At 70.6% G+C, this 350-nt stretch carries 1 protein-coding gene; it reads right to left on the bottom strand.

Annotated features, from left to right (window positions below; genetic code table 11):
- Positions 1-86: 86 nt before the first annotated feature.
- On the bottom strand, positions 87-350 hold a 264-nt coding region (locus tag MLGJGCBP_RS44410; RefSeq protein ID WP_442972155.1), incomplete at its 5' end, for an Rv1733c family protein.

Genomic DNA, 350 nt, shown 5'->3' on the forward strand with positions numbered 1-350 from the left:
TTGGGCTGGGTCGCGCTGGGGCTTGACCGAGATGTCGTCGGGTGCAGCGCGGCCGCCCAGGGTTCAGCGCTACCGGTGCTGGGGTGCTATCTCCGTGGTGTGTCGAACTGTGTCCATTCCTGTGCCCAGCGCCGCAGCCGGTTTCGGTGGAACAGTCGGTGTGCGAGTGCGGTGGCGAGCAGGACGGTGCCGGCGGTGAGTGCCCAGATCCCGCAGGCGGCGGTCACCGCGAGGGCGGTGTTTTCCTGGCTGTCGGGGATGGGGCCGGTGAGGTTGCCGTCGGCGTCGACGCTGATGGTGACGGTCTGCCCGGCCTTCCCGGGGGTGTCGGTGGGGACGGCTCCGGTGCG

This window comes from Rhodococcus sp. T7, from assembly GCF_009872365.1.
Classification (GTDB): domain Bacteria; phylum Actinomycetota; class Actinomycetes; order Mycobacteriales; family Mycobacteriaceae; genus Rhodococcus_F.